21 protein-coding genes and 1 tRNA gene are annotated in these 21,281 nt (G+C 42.2%); 10 read left to right on the forward strand and 12 right to left on the reverse strand.

Annotated features, from left to right (window positions below):
* Positions 1 to 6 precede the first annotated feature (6 nt).
* Positions 7 to 858 (reverse strand): DUF2911 domain-containing protein, encoded by an 852-nt coding sequence (locus tag DB398_RS12220; RefSeq protein WP_108424676.1) that lies wholly within the window; start codon positions 856 to 858, stop codon positions 7 to 9.
* Between the two features lie 180 nt (positions 859 to 1,038).
* On the opposite strand from DB398_RS12220, the gene DB398_RS12225 reads away from it, so the two are divergent.
* The 4 genes from DB398_RS12225 (at position 1,039) to DB398_RS12240 (ending at position 5,500) form a co-directional block, all read left to right on the forward strand.
* Positions 1,039 to 1,536, forward strand: a complete 498-nt coding sequence (locus tag DB398_RS12225) for an SRPBCC family protein (protein WP_108424677.1) — start codon at positions 1,039 to 1,041, stop codon at positions 1,534 to 1,536.
* The gene (locus DB398_RS12230; protein ID WP_108424678.1) at positions 1,537 to 2,850 is read left to right on the forward strand and encodes a cryptochrome/photolyase family protein; all 1,314 of its coding nucleotides are present in this window, start codon (positions 1,537 to 1,539) and stop codon (positions 2,848 to 2,850) included.
* A 90-nt stretch (positions 2,851 to 2,940) separates the two neighbouring features.
* Positions 2,941 to 4,368 (forward strand): amidohydrolase, encoded by a 1,428-nt coding sequence (locus tag DB398_RS12235; protein WP_108424679.1) that lies wholly within the window; start codon positions 2,941 to 2,943, stop codon positions 4,366 to 4,368.
* A 130-nt stretch (positions 4,369 to 4,498) separates the two neighbouring features.
* A complete protein-coding gene (locus tag DB398_RS12240) occupies positions 4,499 to 5,500 on the forward strand; it encodes a pirin family protein (RefSeq protein WP_108424680.1) in 1,002 nt (333 codons plus the stop codon).
* Positions 5,501 to 5,524: 24 nt separating this feature from the next.
* Here the strand turns inward: DB398_RS12240 and murA are convergent, their stop codons facing one another.
* From murA to DB398_RS12255, 3 genes are all read right to left on the reverse strand, one after another.
* On the reverse strand, positions 5,525 to 6,832 hold the full coding sequence (murA, locus tag DB398_RS12245) for a UDP-N-acetylglucosamine 1-carboxyvinyltransferase (RefSeq protein ID WP_108424681.1): 1,308 nt from the start codon (positions 6,830 to 6,832) through the stop codon (positions 5,525 to 5,527).
* Between the two features lie 15 nt (positions 6,833 to 6,847).
* Positions 6,848 to 7,504, reverse strand: coding sequence for a DUF4290 domain-containing protein (locus DB398_RS12250; RefSeq protein ID WP_108424682.1), 657 nt, complete (start codon positions 7,502 to 7,504; stop codon positions 6,848 to 6,850).
* 86 nt (positions 7,505 to 7,590) lie between these two features.
* Entirely contained in the window at positions 7,591 to 7,878 is a 288-nt protein-coding gene (locus DB398_RS12255) for a DUF493 family protein (RefSeq protein WP_108424683.1), read from the reverse strand.
* A gap of 81 nt (positions 7,879 to 7,959) precedes the next feature.
* On the opposite strand from DB398_RS12255, the gene DB398_RS12260 reads away from it, so the two are divergent.
* The 5 genes from DB398_RS12260 to DB398_RS12280 all read left to right on the forward strand — a co-directional run bounded on the left by DB398_RS12260 (position 7,960) and on the right by DB398_RS12280 (position 12,502).
* Positions 7,960 to 8,529, forward strand: coding sequence for an AAA family ATPase (locus DB398_RS12260; RefSeq protein ID WP_313777791.1), 570 nt, complete (start codon positions 7,960 to 7,962; stop codon positions 8,527 to 8,529).
* Positions 8,529 to 10,424 (forward strand): RecQ family ATP-dependent DNA helicase, encoded by a 1,896-nt coding sequence (locus tag DB398_RS12265; RefSeq protein WP_108424685.1) that lies wholly within the window; start codon positions 8,529 to 8,531, stop codon positions 10,422 to 10,424. The genes DB398_RS12260 and DB398_RS12265 overlap by 1 nt, the downstream gene beginning before the upstream one ends.
* Entirely contained in the window at positions 10,402 to 11,367 is a 966-nt protein-coding gene (gene fmt / locus DB398_RS12270) for a methionyl-tRNA formyltransferase (protein WP_108424686.1), read from the forward strand. The genes DB398_RS12265 and fmt overlap by 23 nt, the downstream gene beginning before the upstream one ends.
* Positions 11,368 to 11,544: 177 nt before the next feature.
* Entirely contained in the window at positions 11,545 to 11,817 is a 273-nt protein-coding gene (locus DB398_RS12275; RefSeq protein ID WP_072879184.1) for an HU family DNA-binding protein, read from the forward strand.
* Between the two features lie 124 nt (positions 11,818 to 11,941).
* On the forward strand, positions 11,942 to 12,502 hold the full coding sequence (locus DB398_RS12280; RefSeq protein WP_108424852.1) for a YqgE/AlgH family protein: 561 nt from the start codon (positions 11,942 to 11,944) through the stop codon (positions 12,500 to 12,502).
* Here DB398_RS12280 and DB398_RS12285 read toward each other — a convergent pair.
* Both DB398_RS12285 and DB398_RS12290 read right to left on the reverse strand, forming a co-directional pair.
* Positions 12,499 to 13,353, reverse strand: a complete 855-nt coding sequence (locus DB398_RS12285) for an aminotransferase class IV (RefSeq protein WP_108424687.1) — start codon at positions 13,351 to 13,353, stop codon at positions 12,499 to 12,501. The genes DB398_RS12280 and DB398_RS12285 overlap by 4 nt on opposite strands.
* Before the next feature lie 54 nt (positions 13,354 to 13,407).
* Positions 13,408 to 13,791 (reverse strand): START-like domain-containing protein, encoded by a 384-nt coding sequence (locus tag DB398_RS12290; protein WP_108424688.1) that lies wholly within the window; start codon positions 13,789 to 13,791, stop codon positions 13,408 to 13,410.
* A 138-nt stretch (positions 13,792 to 13,929) separates the two neighbouring features.
* Between DB398_RS12290 and DB398_RS12295 the strand changes: the two genes are divergently transcribed.
* Positions 13,930 to 14,003: transfer RNA gene (locus DB398_RS12295), tRNA-Met, on the forward strand.
* Between the two features lie 53 nt (positions 14,004 to 14,056).
* Here DB398_RS12295 and DB398_RS12300 read toward each other — a convergent pair.
* The 6 genes from DB398_RS12300 to DB398_RS12330 all read right to left on the reverse strand — a co-directional run bounded on the left by DB398_RS12300 (position 14,057) and on the right by DB398_RS12330 (position 21,067).
* Positions 14,057 to 15,352, reverse strand: a complete 1,296-nt coding sequence (locus DB398_RS12300) for an HlyD family secretion protein (RefSeq protein ID WP_108424689.1) — start codon at positions 15,350 to 15,352, stop codon at positions 14,057 to 14,059.
* A complete protein-coding gene (locus tag DB398_RS12305; RefSeq protein ID WP_108424690.1) occupies positions 15,353 to 17,545 on the reverse strand; it encodes a peptidase domain-containing ABC transporter in 2,193 nt (730 codons plus the stop codon).
* On the reverse strand, positions 17,538 to 18,629 hold the full coding sequence (gwsS, locus tag DB398_RS12310; RefSeq protein ID WP_108424691.1) for a grasp-with-spasm system SPASM domain peptide maturase: 1,092 nt from the start codon (positions 18,627 to 18,629) through the stop codon (positions 17,538 to 17,540). The genes DB398_RS12305 and gwsS overlap by 8 nt, the downstream gene beginning before the upstream one ends.
* A 190-nt stretch (positions 18,630 to 18,819) precedes the next feature.
* The gene (gwsG, locus tag DB398_RS12320; RefSeq protein ID WP_108424693.1) at positions 18,820 to 19,713 is read right to left on the reverse strand and encodes a grasp-with-spasm system ATP-grasp peptide maturase; all 894 of its coding nucleotides are present in this window, start codon (positions 19,711 to 19,713) and stop codon (positions 18,820 to 18,822) included.
* Positions 19,714 to 19,898: 185 nt separating this feature from the next.
* The gene (locus tag DB398_RS12325; RefSeq protein WP_108424694.1) at positions 19,899 to 20,117 is read right to left on the reverse strand and encodes a hypothetical protein; all 219 of its coding nucleotides are present in this window, start codon (positions 20,115 to 20,117) and stop codon (positions 19,899 to 19,901) included.
* 11 nt (positions 20,118 to 20,128) lie between these two features.
* Positions 20,129 to 21,067, reverse strand: coding sequence for a hypothetical protein (locus DB398_RS12330; RefSeq protein ID WP_159076427.1), 939 nt, complete (start codon positions 21,065 to 21,067; stop codon positions 20,129 to 20,131).
* Positions 21,068 to 21,281 lie beyond the last annotated feature (214 nt).

Below are 21,281 nucleotides of genomic sequence, written 5' to 3' on the forward strand. Positions count from 1 at the left end.
TGAAGATTAAAGTCCTTCCCATTCTTGTAGGGAGTCCTTGTTCATCTTTACATAATCTTGGTTTCCAGCCGCTTGGGCAGCATCCAAGGATTTTTTGGCCGCTTCGATGGCGCCTTTCTTGTCCCCCAATTTGGCATGGATCAAGGATTGTGTGCGCATCATCCAAAATTCAGAACCATTACCCATGGAAACGGCTTTGTCCACCCATTCCTTTGCCTGTTCCATGTTCATCCCCTCACTGTAGTAGTAAGAAGCTGCAGCAAAGTAATCATTGGCAGTAAGGTCTGGTTTGGCCATGGTCTCTTGAATGCTCTTGATGGCTTTGTCCACTGTTGGAACAACGAATTTCACCCCAGCATAGGTCTTTTCCCAAAGCAAGCCTAGTGTAGCCCCATTATTGTGAAGGTCATCAAAAGTAATGGTAAAGGTTTCAATGGACTCGGAAATTGGATAAGCCTCTACCTTCACCGTGGCAGCAACTTTGGAAGCATCCCACTCTTGCGGTAGTCCACCATTATTGGTATCGGTGTAAAAGAAGACTTCCCAAACAGCCTCGTTCGGTTTGGTGTAGATGGCATAAGTACCTGCCTTGAGTTCCTTGCCCTCCACTATAACATCATCACTAAAAGTGATTTTTGTGTTCATGTTGGCACCTGTTCTCCAAATGGCATCGAAAGGAACCAAATCCCCGAATACCTTTCTTCCCCTCATGGATGGTCTGGAATACTCCAATGTCACATCGGTAAGACCCACTTTTTGCTCCATTTTGGAAAAAGGACTGGGGGCCGGTGTCTGGATCTGGGCATCCAAAGAGATGGACAACAATGCAATCAAAAGAAATAGCGAAATTTTCTTCATAGGATATAGTGTTTAATTGTTTAGCACGACAAAACTATACCAAAAGAAACCTGTCATTTGTTAAGGAATTCTTAAAAGAAATTGAAGTAACTCATAAGGAACAACAATGTATCTTGTTATTTTGTTTAACTATTTAAATATTTAATTAAACAATATTGTATATTTGATGAAAAGTGTTTGATGAAACTGTATCAACTCCATTCCACGCAAGTGCTACCCATTTCCATGGAGGAAGCTTGGGAATTTTTATCCGATCCGAAGAACCTTCAGGTCATCACACCTAGTCAAATGGGTTTCCATATTCTCTCCGGCGCTGAGAAGAAAATGCATGCGGGACAGGTCATACAATATCTGGTAAAACCATTTCCTTTTATGACCACGAGATGGGTCACAGAAATTACCCATGTGCAGGAAGGCAGCTATTTTGTGGACGAACAGCGTTTTGGACCCTATGCCCTTTGGCACCACAAGCATTTTTTGAAACCGATGGACCAAGGTATTGAAATGGAGGATGTGATCGATTACAAATTGCCGTTTGGTTTTGTGGGAGCACTGTTTCACCCTATACTTGTCAAAAAACAGCTGTTGGAAATTTTCCGCTACCGCGAACGAAAACTATCCAAGTTGTTCGGTACAATCCACGGCATAAACAGTTCCTTGACCATAAAAACCATCTAAATGAAGGAAAAGATTTCCATTTTTTGGTTTAGGCGCGACCTGCGGTTGGACGACAACGTGGGGCTGTACCAAGCACTTCAAGGCAATTTTCCCGTGTTGCCCATCTTTATTTTTGACCCTGAGATTCTGGGAAATCTTCCCCAAAAGGACCCTAGGGTATCCTTCATCCATCTGCAGCTCCAAAAATTGCGCAACCAACTCCAGGACAATCATCAAAGTGGTATAGCGCTCTACCATGGTGATCCTTTGTCCGTTTACAAAAAATTGATGGAAGCGTATGAAGTACAACAAGTGTACACCAACCACGACTACGAACCTTACGCCCTTGAACGGGATGCCAAGGTGAAGGCGTATCTCAAGGAAAACGGTGTGGCCCTACAAACTTTTAAGGACCAAGTCATATTTGAGAAAGATGAAGTCGTGAAAGATGATGGAGACCCTTACGTCGTCTACACGCCATATATGAAACGCTGGAAGGAAGCGTTCAACCCTTCCATCCATTTGGTGGAGTATGACACCCATTCGCTCATGGGCAAAAACCTATACACTACATCCTCTTTTCCCAACCTTACCCTCAAAGAAATTGGTTTTGAAACTGCCAATATCAAAGTGCCTGATTATAAAGTCTCGGGCGATCTGATCCAACATTATAAAGAGACCAGGGATTACCCAGCCATTCATCAGGGCACATCCAGATTGGGCCCACACCTACGTTTCGGGACCGTATCCATCCGAAAAATGGTACAAAAGGCCATCGCCGAAAAAGACAGGACCTTCCAGAATGAACTCATTTGGAGGGAATTCTTCATGCAGATCCTATGGCATTTCCCAAAAACGGTGAACCATGCCTTCAAACCCAAATATGATCGTATCCAATGGCGCAATAACGAAGAGGACTTTGAACGCTGGAAAACAGGCAACACTGGTTATGTGTTGGTGGATGCGGGCATGCGTGAACTCAATGCCACAGGCTATATGCACAATCGGGTACGTATGTTGGTGGCCAGCTTTCTTTGCAAACACCTATTGATCGATTGGCGGTGGGGAGAGGCCTATTTTGCCGAAAAACTATTGGATTACGAACTCGCCAGCAATGTGGGCAACTGGCAATGGGCGGCAGGGAGCGGAGTGGATGCCGCACCCTATTTCAGGATATTCAACCCCATGACCCAAGCGGACAAATTTGACAAACAACTGAAATACATCCAGAAATGGGTTCCTGAATTCCAGGAACTTACCTACCCTACCCCAATGGTAGACCACAAAATGGCCAGGGAGCGCTGCCTAAAAGTGTACAAAGAGGCCGTTGGTTGATGCATTTTAAGTATTTTTAATACCCATTGCCGTGTCGTCCAATGTTTGGACCCGGCCCTGCATCATCCAACTAACGCAAACCTTTTTAAAATGAGAACTGTTTCTATCTTGTTCCTTTTGGCCCTGACCGCATGGAACCTCCCGGCCCAAAAGATGACCAAAAACAAAAAAGAGGTCATTGCCTCCATCGAAAAGCACAAGGAAAACCTCATACAGATCAGCGATTCCATTTGGGCCCTGGCCGAAACCGCCTTTGAGGAATCCATTTCCGCCGAACTTTTGGCCGATTATGCAGAAAAGAATGGACTGCAAGTAACGCGAGGGGTGGCAAACATCCCCACGGCTTTCACGGCCACATACGGCTCCGGGAGACCCGTGATCAGTGTCTTGGGTGAATTCGATGCTCTACCCGGACTTTCCCAAAACACCGTGCCCAACAAAGACCCCAAAATAGAAGGGGCTCCCGGTCATGGCTGTGGGCACAATATGTTTGGCGCAGCAAGCCTTGGTGCCGCCATTGCCATCAAAGAACAAATCGAGGCTGGGAAAATCAAAGGGACTGTAAAATTTCTGGGAACCCCTGCCGAGGAAAAATTCTTTGGTAAGATTTGGATGGTGGAAGCTGGACTTTGGGACGATGTGGATGTGAATGTGAGTTGGCACCCATCCGCAGAGATCGAGGCCGATGTGCAAAGTGGACTTTCGTTGATCGATTTCATTGTTGAATTCCATGGCCAAGCCGCCCATGCCTCTTCAGATCCCTGGAACGGACGCAGTGCCTCGGATGCGTTGGAACTCTATACGACAGGTATCAATTATTATAGGGAACACATAAGGCCGACCTCCCGTATCCACTATCATATCCAAGATGGTGGTCAAGTAGTGAACGTGGTGCCCGATTATGCCAAAATCTGGGTTCGGGTTAGAGACCCCAAGCGCAATGTGATGCTGCCCACTTACGAACAGGTCAAAAAAATGGCCGAAGGGGCCGCCATCATGGCCAATGTGGACTATAAAGTTTCCTTGGTCTCCGGTATTTATGAGACCTTGGTGAACCGTGCAGGTGGGGAGATCATGCAGGGTAATTTGGAACTCTTGGGACCCATCAGCTACACCGAAGAAGAAATTGCCTATGGCAAAGCCATCCAAAAGGCCACAGGAAAACCAGAAGTGGGCATGGATGCTGAAATTAGACCCCTTCGGGAAACCGAGGAACTTCCCGGTGGTGGCTCCACCGATGTAGGTGATGTAAGTTGGAACGTGCCCAACATCAATCTAGGTGTTACCGTGGCCCCAAAAGATACCCCTTGGCACTCATGGGCCGTAGTGGCCTGCGGTGGCATGAGCATTGGCCATAAAGGAATGGTGTATGCATCCAAAGCAATGGGCATGACCATGCTGGACCTTTTTGAGAACCCCAAATTGATGGAAAAAGTAAAAGAAGAATACAAGACCCGAAAAGGGGATGAAAAATATGAGGCCATGATCGATGGCCCACCTCCTATCCCCGGAAATTGATTTTGGTAAATGGAAAACACATAATGTAAAGCCTAGACCTTTTCATCGACAAACTTCAAAATCAACAAAAATCTACATTCAAGATCCTGAAGGATATTGGATCGAAATCAATACCGTAAAACACTAAAAAATGAGCACACCCATCATACAGACCTTTCCATTGGGCACCCCATGGCAGACCCAAGACCCTTTTCTCTTCAGCGTATATCATTTGGATCACTTTCCCAAAGGAAATGGTGAAATGGGACCCGACCCTTCTCTCTTGAAAGGGCGGAATCTGGGGAATGACTTTGATCCAAGGGAAAATTGGCGAATGTACCACGGACAGACCATCCCTGGCTTCCCCTATCACCCGCATCGAGGGTTCGAGACCATCACCATTGTGAACAAAGGGTTCTGTGACCATTCGGATTCTTTGGGTGCCGCAGGTAGATTTGGCGAGGGCGATGTGCAATGGATGACTGCGGGAAGAGGCGTACAGCACTCCGAGATGTTTCCCTTACTGCATGATGACAAGGACAATCCCTTGGAACTGTTCCAAATTTGGCTGAACCTTCCCCGAGCAGGAAAATTTGCCGAACCCCATTTTAAAATGTTGTGGCACGAGGACATTCCTGTGGTCCAAGATAAAAATGCGCAGATAAAGGTAGTTGCCGGCAAATACAAGGGTACTCCTGCCATTGATCCCGCTCCAGATTCCTGGGCCGCAAATCCCGAAAATGATGTGGCCATATGGAACATTCATGTCGAGGCCAATTCAGAATATGTTCTCCCAAAAGCAAGTGCGGATGCAAACCGGGTGCTTTATTTTTACAAAGGTTCGGAGATTTATATCGGGGACAGAAAAGTAAACCCCAATTTTGGTATTGCCTTGGACCCTTCAACGGAGGTTGCCATTCAAATTGGGGATGAAAAAGCCCAATTGATGTTGCTCCAAGGAAAACCCATTGGGGAACCCGTGGCCAAATATGGACCCTTTGTGATGAACACCAATGAAGAAATACAACAGGCCATGGAAGAATACCGACTTACCCAGTTTGGCGGCTGGCCCTGGCCCTATCCAGACCATGTGCATGATAAGGACAAAGGACGTTTTGCACTTTATCCGGATGGAAAATTGGTGGAAAAATAAAAACCTAACTAAAATTCAATTGAACTAGACCCTCACGATTTTAGCTCCGATGGCCCTCAATCGCTCATCGATGTTCTCATACCCGCGATCGATTTGCTCAATATTATGGATAGTGGATGTTCCTTTGGCCGAAAGGGCCGCTATCAACAAGGAAATCCCAGCCCTGATATCGGGTGAGGTCATGGTTGTAGATTTTAAAGTGGATTTAAAATCGTGTCCAATGACTGTCGCACGGTGGGGATCGCACAGGATGATCTTCGCCCCCATGTCTATCAATTTATCCACAAAGAACAGTCGGCTCTCGAACATTTTTTGATGGATGAGCACTTCGCCTTTGGCCTGAGTGGCCACTACAAGAATGATGCTCAACAAGTCCGGGGTAAATCCTGGCCATGGCGCATCGGCAATGGTCAAGATGGAACCGTCTATAAAATTCTGGATCTGATAGCCCTTTTCATGCTTTGGAATGTAGATATCGTCGTTCTTTCGCTCGATGGTGATGCCCAATTTTCGGAAAACGGCAGGAATCTGGCCCAAATCGTCCCAACTCACATTTTTGATGGTGAGTTCGCTACGGGTCATGGCCGCCAGTCCTATCCAGCTACCGATTTCGATCATATCGGGCAACATGGTATGCTCGGTACCGCCCAAAACCTTCACACCCTCAATGGTCAAGAGGTTGGAGCCAATACCTGAAATCTTGGCGCCCATGCGGTTCAGCATTTTGCACAATTGCTGCAAATAGGGCTCGCAAGCGGCATTGTAGATGGTGGTAGTGCCCTCGGCCATCACAGCGGCCATCACAATGTTGGCCGTGCCCGTTACCGAAGCTTCATCCAACAACATGTGGGTGCCAGTGAGCTTTTCGGCTTCCACTCCATAAAAATATTCTTCCTTATTGTACCGGAACTTCGCCCCTAGTTTGATAAATCCTTCGAAATGGGTATCCAATCTGCGCCTTCCGATCTTGTCGCCTCCTGGTTTGGGAATGTATCCTTTGCCAAATCTGGCCAACAATGGCCCCACCAACATAATAGAACCCCGAAGAGCTCTTCCATCTTCCTTGAACTGGTTGGACTGGAGGTATTCCAAATTGATATCGTCCGCCTTGAAGGTGTAGGAACCCTTCCCCTTCTTCTGGATCTTGACGCCCAAATCTTCCAAAAGAGCTATCAATTTGTTGACATCTACAATGTCCGGTATGTTGTTTATGGTGATTTTTTCTTCGGAAAGCAATACGGCACAAAGAATCTGTAATGCCTCGTTCTTTGCACCTTGGGGCGTAATTTCACCTTTCAATTGGTGACCACCCTCTATTCGAAATGTACCCATGGACCGTCTGGAGTTTTAGTATCTTTTCTTTCGGCTACGCTGATTCTTTTTGGCTCCACCGTTGTTATTGTTGTTCCTGTTGGATTTGGCTGGTCGGTTTTTGAGGAACTGTCCACTCTCGGTCAGGTTTTCCCCATCTCTGGCCATATCTATCTGTCCATCGCTCATTTCTTTCAAATGCTCGAAGATGGCAGAATCCTCAACGGTATCCTTGTTCCAGTTCAGGTAACATTTCTTCATGTGGTTGGCAATGGCATACTCCAGACCGGAACGCATATCTCCTTTTTCCCATTTTACGGCCACATCGATCATTCGCTTGATGTTGTTGCCATAAAAACGGTATTTGGGATGGTTCTGTGGATACTCTAAAGGTTCTGGGCGCTGTTGCAAGATTTCCTTGGAGGTAATGGGGAACGGAGAGTCTACATCCAATTTAAAATCGGACATGATGAACAATTGGTCCCACAATTTATGCTGAAAGTCGGGCACGTCCCTCAAGTGGGGCTGCAAATTGCCCATAACGCTTATAATGGCCTTGGCCTCTTTGTTGCGTTCGTCCCTATCCGCTATGGAAACAGCATGGTCCACCATTTTTTGAAAATGACGGCCGTATTCCGGAATAAAGAGCTTTGGACGCTCCGTATTGTATTCTAAATTCTCTACTAGGTTCAAATCAAAGGATTTAATGAAGTTATGTTATGGCGAAGTATCTATCCGATAACGTCCGCAAAATAGTAAAATTATGGCAATCTTTATGCTTACAGGGAAATAACGCCCTCAACGACGGCCACTTCCTTGTATTTTTTGATGACCTCGTCCGGATCTTTCATGTTCACGGTAATGGAAAGACTGGTATAGTTCCCGTTCTTGGACTTTTTAGATTCGATCACAGCCCCCGTGTTATCAAAAATATCTTGGATCTGCGCGATGCGTTCTTCGTCCGTGGGTACTATGAACTTGTACAGGTAGTTAGAGGGCCAACTGGTATTCTCCAGCAATTGCTCCTTGAGCCGCGCATAAAACTCATCCGTGTTCTCCTTCTCCATCTTGTATTTTTTACAAATATATGGCTTACCCGACAATTTTTTTTCCTTCGGGCGATTTCATTACTTTGTAAAGCTAAAATAGTGCGTTTGGGCAAGAACAAAACAGTCATCACCGGAGCTCCCGGAACGGGAAAAACATCCATCATCAAAGGTCTGGAAAACAAAGGGTTCCATTGCTTCCACGAAATCATAAGGGACATGACCTCCAAGGCGAAGGAAGGAGGAAAATCCGATGTATTCGTTTCCAACCCGTTGGTTTTTGTTGATGATGCCCTGCAATTCAACAAAGATCTATTGGAAGGTCGGACGGCGCATTACAAGGAATCGCTCAAGATAGATGCACCCATCAGTTTCTTTGACCGGGGCATCCCCGATGTCCTCGCCTATATGGATTTCTTCGGGCAGACCTATGACGAAGCGTTTGTGAAATACATTGAGGACCATCGGTACGATTCCGTTTTCATTGTACCGCCATGGGAAGAAATCTATGTGTCGGACAATGAACGATTGGAAACCTATGAAGAGGCGGAAAAAATCCATCATGCCCTAATGAACACTTATTCCCAGTATGGCTACGAGCCCATCGAAGTGCCCAAAGATATTGTCCCCGAACGTATTTCCTTCATTTTGGAAACCCTTAAAAAAATGTAGTGCAAAAGGAGACCACTGCCATTCTAAAAGAGTTTTGGGGCCATGATGGTTTTCGGGGATCCCAAAAAGCCATTATCGATAGCGTGCTTTCTGGAAGGGATGTCTTGGCCCTGATGCCTACGGGAGGAGGGAAATCCATCTGCTATCAAGTGCCCGCATTGGCCGAGGAAGGCATCTGCATCGTGGTGTCACCTTTGGTGGCCCTGATCCAGGACCAGGTGGCCCAATTGAAAAAAAGAGACATAAAAGCCATTGCGCTGACGGGGGGCATCCCGTTCGATGAACTCAACGACCTTCTGGACAATTGTCTTTTTGGCAACTATAAGTTCCTCTACCTGTCCCCGGAACGCTTGCAGCAGAGCATCGTACAGGAACGTATCCAAGAGATGAACGTAAACCTCATTGCCATAGACGAGGCCCACTGCATCTCGCAATGGGGAAACGATTTCAGGCCTGCCTATTTGGGCTGTGCCATTCTCAGGGAGCTGGCCCCCGGGATTCCCATGATGGCCTTGACGGCAACGGCAACACCACAGGTAGTGGAAGACATTTTGGAAAACCTTGCAATGGACAATGCAACCGTTTTCAAGGATTCTTTTTCCCGTTCCAACATTGCGTTCAAAGTAAAGCATACCGAGGACAAACTCTACCAGCTCAACAAATATATGGGCAAGATACCGGGCAGTTCCATTGTCTATGTGCGGTCGCGGAAGATGTGCGTGTCCCTGTCCAACTTCTTGATAAAGCAAGGGTTCACCTCCGCTTTTTTTCATGGCGGCATCACCAAGTCCGAAAAAGAACAGAAACTTAACCTTTGGTTAAGCGGTGAAATCCGGGTGATGGTGGCCACGAACGCCTTTGGTATGGGTGTGGACAAACCCGATGTACGCTTGGTGATCCATTATCAAGTACCGGACAGTCTGGAAAGCTATTTTCAAGAGGCAGGCAGAGCTGGAAGGGACGGCAAACCGTCCACAGCCATTATCCTCACCTCCAACGAGGACAAGGAACGGGCCAAAGAGCAATTTTTATCATCCTTGCCCGATGTGGATTTTGTGAAAAAAGTGTATTCCAAGCTGAACAACCATTTCCAGATTTCTTACGGGGAATTGGTCTCAGAACCCTTGGCATTCAAGTTCAATGAATTTTGCACCCGCTATGGTTTCAATCCCAATATGACTTTCCATGCATTCCGTATCCTAGACCAAAATTCGGTGCTTTCGCTTTCCGACAATTTCAATGAGAAGAACATCCTGAGGTTCATTGCCCCAAAAGCGGCCATCTTTGACTATTTGGAAAAAAACCGCACTACCGCCCCAGTGGTCCAGACCATTTTGCGGACCTATGGTGGCATTACGGAATACGACACCAAAATTGACCTATACCTACTTTCCAAAAAAACCAATGAGAGCGAAGCTGGCCTAAAAAAAATACTGCATCAGCTTGCGGAAGATGGTATGGTGGACTATCAAAACACGACCAGCGATCTTGAAATCACTTTTTTGGTGCCGAGGGAGGATGACCATACCATCAATCCCTTTGCTAAAAAGATCAGGGATTTCAACAAGGTAAAGCAAAGCAACATGATGGCCATGTTGGGCTATATTGACAACAGGGAGGAATGTCGGAGCACTTATCTTTTGAAATATTTTGGAGAAAGGGTCAAGGAAAAGTGTGGCACTTGCGATATTTGCACCAAAAAGGAAAAGAAAGGACCGCTGCCAAACCTTGGAGAACGGGTATTGGCCCTATTGCAGATTGCACCAAGCACTTCAAGACAGTTGGAAAAGGTCACGGGTGCCGACGAAAAAGCGCTTTTGAAAACCTTGCAGCAGCTGCTTGAGGACGAAATGGTCCTGTTAAACACAAGAAATGAGTACAGCATCAAAAAATAAGGACCTCCGCATCGTGTTCATGGGCACGCCCGACTTTGCGGTGGGCAGCCTTGCACGCATCTTGGAAGCCGGACTGAATGTGGTCGGCGTGGTCACTGCACCGGACAGGGCCGCTGGACGTGGCCGCAAAGTGCAGCAATCCGCGGTCAAGGAATTCGCAGTGCAACACCAATTGAAGGTATTACAGCCCGTCAACCTGAAGGATGAGGGCTTTTTGGAAGAACTCCAAGACCTTAACGCCAACCTGCAAGTGGTCGTGGCCTTTAGGATGCTCCCAAAAGCAGTTTGGCACATGCCGGAACATGGCACGTTCAATCTCCATGCCTCGCTCCTGCCCCAATATCGCGGAGCGGCACCCATCAACTGGGCCATCATCAATGGGGAAACCGAAACAGGGGTCACCACTTTTTTTATTGATGAAAAAATAGACACGGGGAACATCATTCTTCAGGCCAAGGAAAAAATCAGTCCCGAGGATAATGTTGGGAGCCTGCACGACCGATTGATGGAAATTGGCGGGGATTTGGTCGTGGAAACCTGCAAGCAGATTGCGAACGGAACTGCTACTGTAAGCGAACAAAGCGAAAGTGGGGATTTAAAACCAGCTCCCAAGATCCACAAGGAAACCTGCTTGATCGATTGGAACTCACCACTGGAAAATATCCATAACCATATACGTGGGCTTAGTCCCTATCCTGGGGCATGGACCACCATCATCAATAAGGATGTGGAAGAACCTCTCAAAATTTATGTGACCGAAATGGAACCTGCAAAACACAATCTTAAAATCGGGAAATTGATTGCCGATAAAAGATCTATGAAAGTTGCCGTTGCCGATGGTTACCTAAATCTGTTGGAACTCCAATTTTCTGGAAAGCGACGGATGAAGGTCACCGAGGTTTTGAACGGATTGAATCTGGATGAGGACGCCCACCTTCGCTAATCCCTTGCTATGATTGGGCTGGCAAAAAAGTGTCAATTTTTTCCGACTTTATCAACAAACGTTTGAAGTTATCAACAAAAACCTGTATTTCCCTAGGTTTTACTTGTGTTACTGCCAAATCCGTATAAATTTGTTCAGCATTAAAATTATTTTAACAACAATTAATTTAATTCCATTATGAACAAAACAGAATTAATCGATGCTATGGCAGCTGATGCTGGCATCACTAAGGCAGCAGCAAAAAAGGCATTGGAATCTTTCTTGGGAAATGTAGAAGGATCACTTAAAAAAGGAAACAGAGTTTCCTTGGTAGGTTTTGGTTCTTGGTCAGTTTCCAAAAGAAGTGCCAGAGAAGGTAGAAACCCTCAAACTGGTAAGACCATCAAGATTGCTGCCAAGAACGTTGTAAAGTTCAAGGCAGGTGCTGAATTGAGCGGTGCAGTAAACTAATCAATTATTATTTTTAATATATAAAAGCACTTCTTTAAAGAAGTGCTTTTTTAGTTCATAGGGTTTCCAGTTTTCATAAATGTTGTATATTATACATCAAATAAGAAGTTTGACTCCTATGAAAATGGTGGGCCATAAACCAAAAAAAGGGAAATTGCTAGTCGCGGAACCTTCGCTAACCGGGGATGTATCCTTTAACAGGTCCGTGGTGCTACTAGCTGAGCACAATAAAGAGGGTTCTGTCGGCTTTATCCTCAACAAACCCTTGGACTATACCATTTGCGACCTCATTTCTGACATTACCATTCCCTTTCAAGTGTTCAACGGTGGACCCGTGGAACAAGACAACCTTTATTTCATTCATAAAGTGCCGCACCTTATTGAGGACAGTGTGGAAATTTCCGATGGTATCTTTTGGGGCGGTAACTTTGAAAGGACGGTGGAACTCATCAACAATGGGACCATCACCGAACAGGATATCCGCTTCTTTTTGGGCTATTCAGGATGGGGGTCCAGCCAATTGGACCAAGAACTTTCCTCCAAATCTTGGATTGTGGTCCAGAACGAGTATGAAAGTGGAATCCTTGAAAAATCGTCCATAGCATTCTGGAAGGAAAAAATGGTCGAATTGGGCGGTGATTACCTTCTTTGGTCCAACGCACCGGAAAATCCGTCCCTTAACTAACTAGTCTGGGACATTCGTGCCCTGGCATTCAGTTTACCTACCAAACTTTTACCGACGGTGTTCCCGAATTGTTTTTTTCGATACTTACTTATGGGTTGAATGCCGACAATGCTGTTGGTCAAAAACATCTCATCCGATTTTTGCAGTTCGAATGGGGAAATGGATTCTTCCAACAGTTCCAGGTCTTCGGCCGCTGTAACAATTTCAATGATTTTTTTCCTGATGATGCCGTCCAGACAACCATCTGCCAATGGAGGGGTTTTTACCACATTGCCCTGCACCAGAAACAGGTTTCCATTGATAGCTTCCACCACCTGCTTGTCCGTGTTCACCAAAAGACAATTGGCATAGCCATTTTCCTTGGCATAGACACTGGCCACCACGTGCAGCAGTTTGTTCGTGGTCTTCAAATTGGACAGCATATCCTTGTTCACATAATAGTCCTTGAAGATCTCCACTTCATATTCCCCTTCGTTCACCAGATAGAATGGGGAATCCAAGGTTTTGGTTTCAATCAGGTAGGAAATGTTGTTCGTCTCAGGACCATAGAGTCCTTCCCCGTTCCTGAAAATCGTCAGCCGCACCCTTGCCGGGGCGTTCCCTTGTTGATTGCCCTCAATGGTTTTCTTTATTTCCGCTTCCAAAAACTCCAAGGTGAACTCCATCGGAATTTCCATTCTGAGGATACGCATGGAGGCCATCAGCCTAAAATAGTGTTCCTCCCAAAAAAAGAGGGTGCCATGGACACATCTGAGCGTCTCAAAAAGCGCATCGCCATATTTTAGTCCCCTATTGGTATGGGAAAGCACATGGGTCTCGTCAGAAAAAAGCTTACCGTTGTAATTGAACATGAAAAAAGTCCCGTTTTTATCGGGACCAAAGATACGGTATCACAGAGAAATGTTCTATTTGGAACCTAGAACTTGTTTCAGGTCGGATATTTGGTTTTCCCAGAGCATTTTGGCCTCTTCCACTTCATCGTCATCCGCAAAATCGGTGATGAAGAGGGAAACATCCTTGGTGATCTCATCCACAATGATCCTCATTTCAAAAAAGGAACTGTCCTCGTTTTCCACCCAAGAAAATTTCACGAATTCCTCACTTTTTCGTTTGAGCATTTTGGCCTTTTCCTCGGCCCCGTCCCAGATAAAAGTAAACACTTCGCCACGGGAATTCACATTGTCGGCATACCATTCGGAAAGACCCGAAGGGGTGGAAATATATTGGTAAAGCAACTGTGGGGATGCTTGTATGACAAACTCAATTTCAAATTTAACCTTATCGCTCATTATAATGTCCTATTAATCCTTTTCAACATTAGATACAGTTTGGGAAGATAAAAAAATAAATGTCAAATAATAAATTAATCCTGAATTTTGATTGAGCAAAAATTAAACTATATATTTGCACCCGCTTAACAGAATCACGGCGAGGTAGCTCAGGTGGTTAGAGCGCAGGATTCATAACCCTGAGGTCGGGAGTTCAAGTCTCCCTCTCGCTACAAAAAGACCATCAATTTGATGGTCTTTTTCTTTTCAAGCAACATTTGTCCCTTTACTTTCTGAAAGTAGATTTGAATTGATAGAAGAAACGCTCTATTAACCTCATATCTTCTGTGATGATCTCTGCCACACCTCTCATTTCTTGTTTGAAGTCTATTTCTTTATTGTAAGAGGTAAGAAGTTTTTCAGGCAGTGTTGCATCGATGTAATAAAATCCTTCTTCATCGGGAATTTGGGAAATGCTTTTGATTTCTCCTTGTAACATTCCAAATTCAGTTTCCGGATAATTTTCAAGTTTGATATTTACACGTTGGCCCACCTTTATCTTTCCCGAATTTTGGGCTGGTGTTTTTAGTTTGGCCAAATAGACCGTATTTCCTTTGGGAACCGTAGTAAACACCAAATCTCCTTGGCTAACCGTTTGGTTTACGTTCCAATACTTCAAAAAGGACACCTTGCCATGTATTTCAGATTTAAGAACATAACTGTATTCCCATTCCTTGATCGCTTTCTTCAATTGGTTAAAGGATTGAATGACGTTTTTGAGCAAGGCCATTTCTTCCTTTACCTGATTGATTTCTGTTCCCTTGGACGTTTTATGGGCATGGCTTATGGCTTCACGGATTTGTGAAATGGACGATTCAAAATTCTTAAAGTTCCTTTCGGCTTGGGCATATTCCAATTGCTTGCTCTCAAAATCTTGAGCAGAAATGACGCCCTTATCGAAAAGGGATCTATTCCGTTGCAATTCCTTTTCCTTAAACTTGAGTTCCGTCTTATTGATATCTCTTTGCGATTGCAAACTTCGTAGCCTATTGTTCAATTCTGAAACGGAATAGCTATTAGCTGTGGCTTCACTTGCAAATGGTTGTAATTGCTTGTTTAACTGGTATTGGATATAGCTGTTCTCAAACAAAGCGTATTGTGATTCAATATCACCTAAAAACAAAATAATAATACTGTCGATAGGGAAACTGAAATCCTTTGTGTTGACCTGAATAGTATCGATTATCGATTTTAATTTAAAGACATCATTATAGCTCGCAGTGTTCTCTATAACCGCCAATGGCTGTCCAGGCTTGACCAATTCGTTCTCCTCCACCAAGATAGCATCAAATTTTCCGGTGGTCTTGGCATACTCTTTTTGGGGCGGGTTGAGGGTTGTTACTGTAGCCTGGGAAACTATGATGTCTGGATATTTCACAAACCATGACAGCAGCAAAACCAACAATATCAAGACAAGGAACAGCATATTGCCACACCGTACCATCCAATTTGGAACTTTGGTAAGTATTTCTTGTACTTCTTCGCTTCTTAGTTCTATGTCCTCTAAGCTGTTGTTGGGCATTTATTTACCGAGTTCCAATTGGTTTTTCACTAAATTATAGTAGTCTCCCTTGTTCTTTATCAATGTTGTATGGTCTCCAACTTCAACAATCCTACCTTTGTCCAGTACCACGATTTGATGGGCGTGTTTTACCGTGCTCAACCTGTGGGCAATGACCACCACCGTTTTATCCTCAAAAAATGAGTTGAGATTTTCCATGATGATTTTTTCATTATTGGCATCCAATGCACTTGTGGCCTCGTCGAAAAACAAAAAATTCGGGTTTTTATATACAGCTCTTGCTATTAACAGGCGTTGCTTTTGTCCCGTACTCAAACCCACGCCTTCCATTCCTATTTTTGTATTATATGATAATGGCAAGGTCTCTATAAACTCTTTTATATTGGCCACGTCTATGGCATGGGCCAGTTTTTGCTTATCAATATAATTTTCGCCGACAGCAATATTATTGGCAATGGTATCGTTAAAAATGTAACCTTCCTGCATTACCACTCCACACTCTTGACGCCATATTTTCTGGGACACATTTTTAAGGTCATAATTACCAAGTTTGATTTGCCCTTCATTGGGATTATAGAATTTTAACAGCAATTTCATCAAGGTCGTCTTTCCACTTCCACTTACCCCAACGATGGCCGTTACCTTCTTGGCGGGAAAGGCAAGGTCCAAATTCTGGAGCACCATCTGGTCCGACCCCACATATCGAAATGAAAGATTGGAAACCGCTAGACCCTCTTCAAGGTTAATGTCCTTTACAAAATCATTATTTATAGATTCTTCGTCTTCCTTGTTATGTATTTCCGATAAACGGTCCAAGGAAATTTTGGCATCCTGGACTTCTCTTATAAAGTTCATGAGCTGTGCGATTGGTGAATTGAGCTGCCCTACAATATAGCTGACCGCCAACATCATCCCTAAGGTAATATCACCATCAATGACCAATTTTGCTGACAAGAAGGTTATGAGTATATTTTTTACCTCGTTGATAAACCCTGAACCTACACTTTGGTATTGCTCCAATGCCAAACCTTCAATGGAGATCTTAAATAATCGTGCCTGTAAAAACTCCCAGCCCCAACGTTTTTGCTTCTCGGCATTATGAAGTTTGATTTCCTGCATGCCGTTTATGAGTTCTATGACCTTGCTTTGTTCTTGACTTATCTGGGAAAAACGTTTGTAATCTATATCCTTACGCTTTTTCAAGAAAATGATAATCCAAAGGATATACAAAAAACTTCCCGCCAAAAAAACGACGAACAATTGCGAACTGTAATAGGCCAGCACAAAACTGAACACTATCAAATTAACTGTGGAAAACAATACGTTCAATGACGAGGTTGTCAAGATTTGTTCAATGCGCTTGTGGTCATTGATACGTTGCAGAATATCCCCTGTCATGCGGGTATCAAAAAAAGCGATGGGCAGGTTCATAAGTTTTATAAAAAAATCCGATACAAGGGAAATATTGATGCGTGTGCTCAGGTGCAACAGGATCCAGCTACGTATGACCTCTATGGAAGTCCTTCCTACAAATAGGGCCAATTGCGCAAACAGGATAAGGTAAATAAAATGGATGTCCTGGTTTTTTATACCGACATCCACTATGCTTTGGGTCAAGAACGGAAAAATGAGCTGAAGCAAACTTGCCGCTATAAGGCCAAAAATCAGTTGCCATAAAAACCTTTTGTATTTAAAAATATACCTGCTGAGAAACGAAAAGCCAAAAGCTTTTTTGTCCTCTTTGAAATCGGCATCATAAAATCCGGCCGAGGGTTCCAACAACAGTGCAATGCCCTCCTGAGTCTGTTCGTTGGCACTGCTCCCTATCCAGTTCCTTAAAAACTCATCTGTATTGTATCTCAAAAGGCCATGCGCCGGATCTGAGATATAAAATACATCCTTCTGTATTTTGTATAGTACAACGAAATGGTTTTTGTTCCAATACAACACACAAGGCAATGGCGCTTCCTCCAATCTTTTTGAATCGATTTTTACTCCTAAAGAACGAAAGCCTATCTTTTCCGCAGCCCCGCTTAAACCCAATAAATTGCTGCCTTCCCGTGTGGTTTCACTTAATTGACGGACTTGTTGTAGCGAAATGGTCTTGCCGTAATGTTTGGCAATGATTTTTATACAAGTTGGTCCACAGTCTTTGGCATCTGCTTGTTTGTAATTTGGGAACGATTTAAGCATCTTTTTTCACCAGATCCTGCATACCATAATATTCAATGGCTTTTTGCTTTAATGGGTTGGTACTCCACTCCTCCCATTGGTTTGTATAAGGGTCGTAACCACATTTTAAGGGCTTTGAATATTGGTCTTCGGGGTTTTCCAGATATGCCCTGCAATCTGTACAGATATACCTGAACTCACAGTCCTTGCAAACAGCAATTTGGTCTTTGGTAATGTTCCAGTATTTTTTAAAATCTGGATGGTCCAAAGCCTCTTGTAATGTGGTATTGGTTATGTTTCCAAAACTTTGGGACATGGATGGGCAATTTTTTATATTCCCCTCTTCATCAATAGATATTTTCTTATATAGACACGAGTTATGTTTCATTGCTTCTAAAACCTTAGGCAAATTGGTGTTAAAATATTTCATGTTAACTGCCCCACAATACTTAAAAGAAGTAATCTCCTTTTTAATAAAGACCCTATCAAATAAAATTTCATTATCCCATGGTTCAATTTTTTCTTCAGGAGAACCGTATAAAGTCAAACGGGTTAATTGATTTAGATTTCTATTGATTCGTTTTAACAATTCATGAGTAATTCCAATGTGATATTTTGATGTTATTTCAAAAGATTTTATTCGAGTATCTTCAAAGTATTGAAATATATTATTAAAGTGCTCTTCTGTTAATTCCTCATAAAAAATAAAGGCAATATCTTTACAGCCTAATTTTTCGATTTGTGGTACAAGGTGCTTTAACCAAAAGATATTTTCCTTTTTTAGCTCTATAATGATATTGGTAATACTTCCTGGAGTTTGGTAGGTCCTATCTAATTCAGGGAACATATTAAAGTCACTTTCTACACAATAAAAGCCATAATCCTTCTCTACAAGGTAGGATAAGTACTCTTCTAATATTGACTCGTTTTCTTTGCCGTAAAATTTAATGACTTCTTTTATGGATACTTTTTCATTGAGTTTTTCTATTACTTGGACCATGTCATTAGGAACATAATCTGAGTTCAGACGTTGAAGATCACACACCAAAGAACGCGTAGCTCCTTTAACTATCAAACAGTTTGCAAATATTTTGAAATGAGTCATAAACTAGAACCGATAAATGTCTTTATGAAATTTTTCAATTTGATATTTATCCGTATTATAGAAAGTAGATTTAACTGATTTAGTCAAAAGCTTATAATTTGATGCATCGTTTTTTGTTTTAAATTCAAACGATTGAAAAAACAAGGGGAGTTCTTTTTTGTTTTCATTGACAAATGAAAGAAATTCTTCTTTAGTCATTTATTAAGTATTTTGCTATATGCTTTTCTAGATAATAATTGCATGGGAATGATATCATATCAAATTGACCAACAGGATTAACTTCTAGAAAGTAATATTTTTTGTCAGGGGTCACTATCATATCGATAGAACCGGACTTTAGTTTTAAATTCTTCATTAACTTATTCAACTTCGTCTCTATTCCTTTTGGAAGTTGAAAAGGAACTACTCTGTTAGGTCTTTCTATATTGTATTTTCGAAAATCAACTTGGGTTTGTTGGTCATTTTGTGAAAAAATAGCCATTGACCAAAACTTACCATCTAAATAAAAAATCCTAAGTTCATAACGCTTTTCTATATGTTCTTGAAAAAAGGTAACTCCAAATTCTTGTAATTCATTTGGAATAAATACGGAAGTATATGCATTTGCAATACAGTCGCTTAAAAAAACATTTCCGCCTTCATTAATCGTCTTGTAAATATATTTAGTTGCAGGATCAGGGTGATGGTCAGTCAAAATAAAGCGAGGTATTAAAAGACCATATCTTTTTGCCCTTTCAAGTACCAATAGTTTATTTGGACTTGCATTGAAATAGCTGTTTAAGTTCCTTTTTTTGCATAATGTTGATTCAACATATTGTAAAATCTTAATCTCATTTTCAATCAAAAGGCGTTTTATTGATGATCGATTAAAGGATGTAGTATCTATTCCCTGAAAAGTCCCTTTTCTGTACCAGTAACATTCTATATCATCTAATAAAAACCCATTAATAGAAATAGATAGTCCAAATTTGAATTGATATCCGTCATCACTATTCACCCTTAGAAAAAATCTGTTGTACCTATACAACCAGTCGATTACTTTGCTAGTAGCCTTATCTAAGTTAATCGAGTGAATTAAAATCATGTGATGTAATTAATATTGAACCCGTTTAACTTTATCCAACCGATTACAAAATGACCCTTGCTCCATTTTTTGCTTTTTATCCATCTAGCCACGCTATGCAGTATAAAAAAGTCCTCATATGGACCTGAAATCCCTTTTCGCTTCAATTAAAAAGGTGTAAACGGGTTCAGCTACTTTTTTAAAATTTAACAATTATTATAGGATAACCCAAATTGACCTGTATATGTATGATCATCCCAATAGTAAAGATCTACACAGTCATAACCACCGGCAGTACATTCACCCACAGAATAAATAGAATCTGATGGTGCCATTGCACCACCAGCAATATTACTCAAGTTGTCCTTTGCTAATACGGAATTAACATTTTCACTTTGAAATTTTTCAATTGATTTTAGCTTCATAATTAATATATTTATTGGTTAAACAATGATTCTATTCTATCCCGCTTGAACTTACTGTATTGTAAACTTGGTAATCCAATACTTTTTCTCTTTTTATTAACTTCTAGAGTATCTACCTTAAGTCTCTTCTCTCCAAAACTGATATCCGTTCCAAATGTTCCATAAACAGTTGGCTCTCCTATATCAAAACATCTTTTATCCTCCAAAAAAGCTAAACAAACAGGGGATGCCGTTCCTTTTCTTACATATTTTAACAAACTTTCTCTAAAAAAAATATACTCATCTTCCTCAAGATTGTCTGAAATATGATTAAATACTACTAATAAATCAATATTCTCATCAGAACGAGAGTTCCCAATCAGTCTAAAATCAGGATAACCGTATTTATTAAAAATATCCTTTAACAATATAATATGTTGTCTATCTATGGAATCTTCTCCGTTTCTTCCCCTGAAATTTTGATCCTGCAACTTTATAGCAACAATTGTCTCTCTTAATGTCCAATTAATCTTTTCCTTATAACTATTCTCTGAAGAAACTATTTTCTCTTCATCTATTTTTACCCTGTCCCAGGCATTAGATAAAATACTGTCACTAAATGCAGTTTTTGGCACAAATCCCCACGTATTCATTAATTTTATGAAGGTGGGTTTTATCATATCATAATTCTTCGTCTGATAAGCTGATTTTATATAGGTCTGCATTTCAAACAGACCAAATTGGTTTAATGGTGCATATTCCTTGAACAGATCGTCTAATATCTTGTATGATTGTTGGTAAAATCCCTTTAAATAAAAACTGTCTGCTCTGTAAACTTCTAAGTAATACGGTACATAGTTAATTTCAGTATCAAAATTCTCAACTTTGTGTGGTTGCAAATTATCCTTGCAACTAGCAAAAAAAAATATCATAGAAATAAGATAAATACTACAAAAACCAAAATGTTTCATAAGAGCATCATTCACACAAATACTGTAAAGGGAAGAAACCAAAAGTGGCACAACTTATATAGAACACTCTCTCCAAGCAATAAAAACCCTTTTCTAGATTTACTTTTTTCATATAAGTATGCTACATGCAATTAGGCTTACAATAAGGAAATAGCGTTTAAAAACAAAAAAACAGGAGATTGAAGAAAAATAATTGTTTCTGACCTCCTCCCAA

This window comes from Flagellimonas amoyensis, from assembly GCF_003058265.1.
Taxonomy (GTDB): Bacteria; Bacteroidota; Bacteroidia; order Flavobacteriales; family Flavobacteriaceae; genus Flagellimonas; species Flagellimonas amoyensis.